General features: G+C 64.8%; 7 protein-coding genes. 6 read left to right on the top strand and 1 reads right to left on the bottom strand.

What is annotated here, in order from left to right; all coding sequences use genetic code 11:
* From IC50_RS20515 to IC50_RS20495, 5 genes are all read left to right on the top strand, one after another.
* On the top strand, positions 1-532 hold a 532-nt coding region (locus IC50_RS20515; protein WP_035708823.1), incomplete at its 5' end, for a class I SAM-dependent methyltransferase.
* A 13-nt stretch (positions 533-545) separates the two neighbouring features.
* Positions 546-1,589, top strand: a complete 1,044-nt coding sequence (locus IC50_RS20510; protein WP_035708821.1) for a zinc-binding dehydrogenase — start codon at positions 546-548, stop codon at positions 1,587-1,589.
* A 263-nt stretch (positions 1,590-1,852) separates the two neighbouring features.
* Positions 1,853-3,994 (top strand): GumC family protein, encoded by a 2,142-nt coding sequence (locus tag IC50_RS20505; protein WP_035708819.1) that lies wholly within the window; start codon positions 1,853-1,855, stop codon positions 3,992-3,994.
* A 167-nt stretch (positions 3,995-4,161) separates the two neighbouring features.
* A complete protein-coding gene (locus tag IC50_RS20500) occupies positions 4,162-4,380 on the top strand; it encodes a hypothetical protein (protein ID WP_035708826.1) in 219 nt (72 codons plus the stop codon).
* Between the two features lie 10 nt (positions 4,381-4,390).
* A complete protein-coding gene (locus IC50_RS20495) occupies positions 4,391-4,849 on the top strand; it encodes a hypothetical protein (protein WP_035708816.1) in 459 nt (152 codons plus the stop codon).
* 214 nt (positions 4,850-5,063) lie between these two features.
* On the opposite strand, the gene IC50_RS20490 is transcribed toward IC50_RS20495, so the two are convergent.
* Entirely contained in the window at positions 5,064-5,492 is a 429-nt protein-coding gene (locus IC50_RS20490) for a hypothetical protein (protein WP_035708814.1), read from the bottom strand.
* Positions 5,493-5,532: 40 nt separating this feature from the next.
* On the opposite strand from IC50_RS20490, the gene IC50_RS42530 reads away from it, so the two are divergent.
* Positions 5,533-5,811 (top strand): hypothetical protein, encoded by a 279-nt coding sequence (locus IC50_RS42530; RefSeq protein WP_035708810.1) that lies wholly within the window; start codon positions 5,533-5,535, stop codon positions 5,809-5,811.
* Positions 5,812-6,023: the final 212 nt, after the last annotated feature.

Below are 6,023 nucleotides of genomic sequence, written 5' to 3'. Positions count from 1 at the left end.
CCGCCGCTTCGGCTATGGCGGCTACCGCTTCATCGAAGGGCGCTGGGCGCCGGTCGCAAAGGCACTGATCGAGACCTATGGTTTGAAGGATGGGTCCAGCGTGCTCGACGTCGGCTGCGGCAAGGGCTTTCTGCTCTACGAGATGCAGAAGATCCTGCCGGGCTTGAAGGTCGTTGGCTTCGACATCTCCAGGCACGGCCTCGAACATTCGCACGAGCAGGTGAAACCGTACCTCTTCAACTATCGTGCCCAGGACGTCTATCCTTATGGCGACGATAGCTTCGATCTCGTCATCTCGCTCGGCACCCTGCACAATCTCAGGCTGTATGAGATCGAGGCGGCGGTCAAGGAGATCGAGCGGGTCGGCAAGAACAAATACATCATGGTCGAGGGCTACCGGAACGTCGCCGAAATGCACAACCTCGAATGCTGGGCGCTGACGGCGGAGTCCATCCTGCACACATCGGAATGGATCTGGCTGTACGGCAAGCTCGGTTACACCGGCGACTACGAATTCATCTATTTCGAGTGACCGGGCGCTGCTGATGGATATCAAGACTGCCAAGGCGGCCATTCTCGTCGAATCCGGCAAGCCGCTGATCGTCGATGAGTTCACCTTGCCTGATACGCTCGAACACGGGCAGGTGCTTGCCCACGTGCACACCTCGAGCATCTGCGGCGCGCAGATCAACGAGATCGACGCCGTCAAGGGCGTCGACAAGTTCCTGCCGCACCTTCTGGGGCACGAAGCGCTGGCAACCATCGTCGAGACCGGACCCGGCGTCGTCTCCTGCAAGCAGGGCGACACCGTCGTCATGCATTGGCGGCCGGGCAAGGGCATCCAGTCCAACACGCCGGTCTATTCGTGGCGCGGCAAGCGCCTCAACGCGGGCTGGGTCACCACCTTCAATGAATATGCCGTGGTGTCGGAGAACCGCGTCACGCCCGTTCCGGCCTCGATCGATCGCACCAGCGCACCGCTGCTCGGCTGCGCCGTGACGACCGCGCTCGGCGTCGTCAACAACGACGCGCAGATCGCCATCGGCGAAGCGGTCGTCGTGTTCGGCGTCGGCGGCGTCGGATTGAACATCGTGCAATTCGCCGCGATGGTCGGCGCCTATCCCGTCATCGCGATCGACCGCCTCGACAACAAGCTCGAAATGGCCCGGCAGTTCGGGGCCACCCACACCATCAACTCCGAAGCGGTCAAGGATGTGGCCGCCGAGGTGCGGTCCATCACCGGCGCCGACGGACCCGACAAGGTCGTCGAGACCACCGGCGTCAAGAATCTGATCGAGCTCGCCTACGAGATCACGGCGAAGAAGGGCCGCTGCATCCTGGTCGGCGTTCCCCGTGAGAAAGCCGAGATCTACACGCTGCCGCTGCACTTCGAGAAGGTGCTGAAGGGCTCGGAAGGCGGCCAATGCCAGCCGGCGCGCGACATCCCGCGTCTGGTTCGCCTGAGCGATGCGGGCAAGGTGAGTTACCGCGGCATCGTGACCCACGCGTTCGCGCTCGACGACGTCAACGACGCGCTGGACCTGATGCGCAGCGGCACGTCGGGACGAATCCTGCTGAACATCAGCTGAGCGCGGCGGCCGGGTCGCAAGTTCGCCCAGAGCGGGGGATCTGATCGGATCGGTCCGATCGGGCTGAGGGATTGGCTGCCTCGCTGATTGCCGCGGCCCCTCACAATGGTCTCCTTCCACCACCGGGGGTGACGCCGCCGGCATGGCCGAGCCGCGGGCCATGATGGTTTCGCGCGGTGCGCCGTAACCGCCGGTTAACCATGGATATTTACGGTGCAGCAAGCCTCTGAGCTATGACAGTCAGTTGATTTCGAGTCCAACCCATGGCGTTCGGCAGCCGCGTATCTCCGCGAAGCATCGCCCCGACGGAGCAAGCGGCTTCGTGGGAAGCGCCGCGGGCTGCAAGAGTGAAGCCTGACGGCACCGGGCCGGCCCTGATCGGGGGATCGCTGACGGTCTCCGGTTCGCTCTCTTTCCTGCGCGAGAACGGCCGGCGCATTCTGACGCTGGCGCTGGCGCTGTTCGCCCTCGGTATCATCGCTCTGATGGTGCTGCCGGTCCGGTATGCCGCGACGGCCCTGGTCGTGCTCGATCCCCGGGAGCTGCGCGTCACCACGGAGCAGGACGTCTTGCCGGGCATCGGCCAGGACGCCGCGGCGCTGCAGAGCCAGATCGAGATCGCCAAATCCGACGGCTTTCTCCGCCCCCTGATCGAGCAGCTCAAGATCGCGGACGACGAGGACATCTCGGGCGGGTATACGGACATGACGCGCCTGCTCGAAAGATTCCGCAACCGCCTCGAGATCACCCGCCGCGGGCTCACCTACGTCATTGCGATGTCCTTCACCTCGAACCGCCCCGAGCGGGCCGCTTACTACGCCAATGCCATCGCCGAGGCGTTCGTTGCAAGCCAGGGCCGCGTTCGTACCGAGGCGACGGACGAGGCCGCCGACTGGCTCAAGGACCGGCTGAAGACGTTGAACGAGCGCCTGCGCGCGTCGGAAGACGCCGTCGCGGCCTTCCGGCTCGAGCACAAGATCCTCAATGCCGGCAAGGATTCGACCACCCAGCAATTGCGGGTGACCGATCTCAATCAGCAGGTCTCCGCCGCACGTCTTCGCACCGAGGAAGCCAAGGCGCGCTACGAGCAGGTGCAACGCGATCTCAAGGCCAATGTCGAAGGGCCGGTGAAGCAGGATCTCCTGAGCATGCTGCGCGCGCAGCGCTCGGCCCTGAACGACCAGATTGCGCAGAAGAAGGCGGTGTATGGCGACCGCCATCCCGACCTCGCGATCTCCTACAGCCAGCTGGCGGACATCAACCGGCAGATCGAGATCGAGCGGAAGAAGAACATCGACACCGCCAAGTCCGAATACGAGGCCCAGCTGGAGCAGCAGAACGCACTGGAAAAGCAGCTCAAGGCGGTCGAGACCAAGATGCTGGTCGACGGCCAGGCGCTGGTGAAGCTGCAGGAGCTGCAGCGCGATGCCGACGCCAACAGGAACATCTACGAGCAGTTCCTGTCGAGGTTCAAGACGACCAACGAGCAGCGCCAGCTGCAGGCGTCCCAGACCAAGATCGCCTCGATCGCCATTCCGCCGCTGCGCTCGACGCGTCCGCCGCTCGCCTTGCTGCTCGCGGCGCTGGCGATCGGCTCGCTGTTGACGTCGACCGCCGCCGTTGCGGTGACGACGGGCGCGTCCGCCGACAAGCCCGGGTCCGTTCAGGCGCCAGCATCTGTGAACGCGGAAGAGGCGCCCAACCGGCAAGTCCAGCCACCGCCCGCCGCCCCTCGGGCCGAGTCGATGCCCAGCCTTCCTGTCTGGGCCCGCATCCCCGAGCTTGCATCCGGAGCCGGGCCCAGCACCGTCTGGCAAAAACCGGTTGCCACCTCGGCCGAGCTCGATCTCGGCACCCATTTGCGGCCGCTGCTCGAACACATCGACGGTGTGCCGGTGCGCGGCTGCAAGGTCGCGCTGGTGCTGTCGGTCGGCAAGAGTGCCGGCGGCAACACGATTGCGCGCTCCCTCAATCGCGCCGCCGTGAATCGGGGCCTGATGAGCGTGCTGATCCGGCTCCAGCCGGAATTCGCAAGTCACCAGCCGCCGGTGACCGAATGGCACGACGGCTCGACCACGGCGGGACTTCAGTCGATCGACGAGCTCCTCAGTGCCGGCCGAAAGGCCGATGCGAGGCCCGAGGATGATATTCGTTCGGAGTTCGATCTGATCATCGTCCACGCCGGCAATCTCGCCTTGCAGCCCGACGCCATCGCCCTCGCCGCGCATGCGGACCTGATCGTCCTGGTGGCGCGCGCCGGCGAGCTCGGTTCGGCGGCGATGCGCCGGGTGACCGCGGCGCTGTCGGCATATGCGGCCGTGCCGACCGGCCTCGTCGTCAATCATGTGCCCGCCGGTTCGGTGGCGCCTCGCCCCGAGGGGGGCGCGCTGGGTCTTGCGGTTTGACCGCGCCACGCCTGGGCCGTCGTCGGCCGGCCGCGCGATGTTGCTATCGGTCTCATTGGGCCCGCCAGTCGACCTGGACAATTGCGCCGGGCCTCGCACCTCCAAAGGAACTTCCATTTTTTCCCGGCGTTGAACCAATGGTCCGCATCCAGCGGACGGCGCACACGATGAAGAACTTTTCCAACGCCGAATTTTCCCCCGAGGTGATCGACATCATGACGAGCGCCCTGGAGGCAGCGGTTGCCAGCTTGCCGGAGCCGGTGCATGCATCTCATGTCAACGTGCTCGCCGAGTCCATTCTGCGGACCGCCGGCGCGGGCGAACGCAACGTCGCGGATCTGCAACGGATCGCCCTGATGGAGCTGCAATTGGCTCCGCGCAAGTGATGAGACCGACATGAAGATACTGGTTGCCGCCATCATCGCGCTCTGCGCGACATCTTCGGCTGCCTTGGCAAGCGGCTGGAGGACCTACCGCATCCCGGACTCCGGGACTTCAGTCGACATTCCCGCCTCGATCTTTACAGAGCCCGCCGGCAAGCCCGACGGGTATGGACAGCAGTTTCGCAGCTACGACGGCAGTGCCGACCTCACGGTGCAGGCCGTCGAGAACCAGCAAGGTCTCTCGCCGGCCGAATTCCTCGCCGGGAAGAATCCACCTCAAGGAATCATTTACAAACGTGTCACGCCGACCTTCTTCGTGGTGTCGAGCACCAAGCGCGACAAGATCTGGTATAACCGCTGCAATTTCTTGCAGCGGTTTGTGCACTGCGTTCTGATCAATTATCCAGCCAGCCAAAAGCAGCGGTGGGACGCCGTCGTCACCCGGATCAGCCGCAGCCTGCATGGTGGCTGAAGCAGGTCATGAGGCCGAAAAGCTGCCCAGGCAGGCCGGCTATCTCGTACGACTTGTGGCGGCCTGCCTGCACGCCTCGTCCTTCGAGACGGCGCTGACGCGCCTCCTCAGGATGAGGCCAATAGCGCAGTGCCCGTTAATACTGCTGTCGCGCACTCCGCCCTCATCCTGAGGAGCCCGCCAAAGCGGGCGTCTCGAAGGATGGCATGAGGCCCTAGCGCGCCGTCGTTGTCGTCTTCGACATGGTCGGCTTCGACCCGGGCACATGCGACATCGTCTTGGTGGTCGAGCCGACCTCTTCACCGGCTTTGACCTTGGTACGCGTGTGCGAACGGCTGAACGTGCCGCCGTCATGAGCTTGCGCCCGAGCGTTGGAGTTCATGACCGGCCCGTTGCCCTTGTTCATGCTGACGCCGGTCTGTGCCTTGCCGCTGGCCGCTGCAGCGCTGCCGCCGGCCGCGATCGACGAACCCGTGCTTCCGGACGGCGAGGAGGACGTGCCACCCGTGCCGACAGTCGAAGCCGAAGTGCCGCCGGCTGCTGCCGAGCCGCCGCTGCCGCCGGTTATGTTCTTTTGCGCAAGAGCGGGTGAAGCGGCGGCGACGAGAAGCGCGACCGCCGCGGTCGTGAGCAGAGTTCTCATGTCCAATCCTCCACGAAGCTAGGGTGACGAGGTCGAAATCGTGCAGCCGTTGACGGTGATGGTGCTGGCGCTGGTGGAACCGGGCCCACCCGCCGTCGACGAGGAGCTCGATACGCTGCCGCCGCCTGCCTGCACATTCACCGATGATCCGCCAGCCGAGCTCGAGCTCGACAGGGCGCCGCTCGACGAGGTGGATCCGGTTGTGCCCGAATGCGACGAGCCGGCCGCGGTGATGCTGCCGTCTGCATGCTTCTCGACCGTGACCTTGCAGGTTTCGCCGGATGCGGTCTTGCCGGTCTTTTCCATGGTTGCTCCCTGAGCCGCGCTGCCCAGCAGGGCCAGCGCTGCGATCGCAATGATCGATCTGTTCATGCGCGTTCTCCTCCATCAAAGACGAAGGAGCGGCATCGCTGCCGCTCCTGGTCCAGGCATTAGTCCTTGCTCTTCTTCATCTCGTCCTTGTTATGGCCCTTGCCCTTCTCCATGCCTCTGTCGCTGGCATGACCGGCGGATGAGCCGGCGGCGCCGACG

Source organism: Bradyrhizobium genomosp. I (2014) (assembly GCF_000261685.1).
Taxonomy (GTDB): Bacteria; Pseudomonadota; Alphaproteobacteria; order Rhizobiales; family Xanthobacteraceae; genus Bradyrhizobium.
This window is presented reverse-complemented; position numbering and strand designations above follow the sequence as displayed.